The organism is Oleiphilus sp. HI0066 (genome assembly GCF_001635725.1).
In genome coordinates this window covers 1-662 of sequence record NZ_LWFH01000485.1, presented here as the reverse complement: position 1 = coordinate 662, position 662 = coordinate 1, and the positions used below count along the sequence as shown (strand labels likewise).

General features: G+C 42.0%; 1 protein-coding gene. It reads left to right on the top strand.

Annotation, left to right across the window (positions count from 1 at the left end; genetic code table 11):
- Positions 1-550, top strand: a 550-nt coding sequence (locus tag A3738_RS06870; RefSeq protein WP_197473658.1) for a PD-(D/E)XK nuclease family protein, incomplete at its 5' end; no start/stop codon positions are given.
- Between the last annotated feature and the right edge of the window lie 112 nt (positions 551-662).

Below are 662 nucleotides of genomic sequence, written 5' to 3'. Positions count from 1 at the left end.
GATAGAAATCGGCAGCGCTTCTGGAGCATCAATTGCTTTAGCACAATTAGACGAAAACGATTATCGCGTTGAAGCCAAGTTTTATTTCTCGGTAGATGATTTCTCTTTGTCGAACTTTAATTCGCTACTTCGTCAGTACAATCCGAATGCAGACGCTTTGAGTTTTGAAGCATTCGAAGGGCATATTAAAGGGGCGATCGACTTATTGTTCCGAGCGCAAGACGCTTATTTTGTGCTGGATTATAAATCGAATCATCTTGGTTTTAGCGCAGACAACTATACGCACGACAAACTAGAAGCAGCGATCAATGAGCATCGTTATGATGTGCAATACCTGCTGTATAGCTTAGCCATTCATCGTCTGTTAAAAGCACGAATGGGAAATGCTTATAGCTATCAGGCACATTTTGGTGGTGTAGTGTATTTGTTTTTAAGAGGACTTGGTTTAGACGCAGATGGAGATAACCCAGCGGGCGTTTACTTTATAAAGCCAGAACAGAGTTTGATTGAAGGTTTAGATCAGCTTTTTACTGATGGAGGTGCTCAATGAGTCTTCCATCAAACATTTCTCAGCGTATACGTTTCTTAAAGCAGAGTTTACGTCGCGGCGAGTCGTTGGTGTCGTGGATTGATTTTTATGCGGCAGACGCAGCATTAAACGA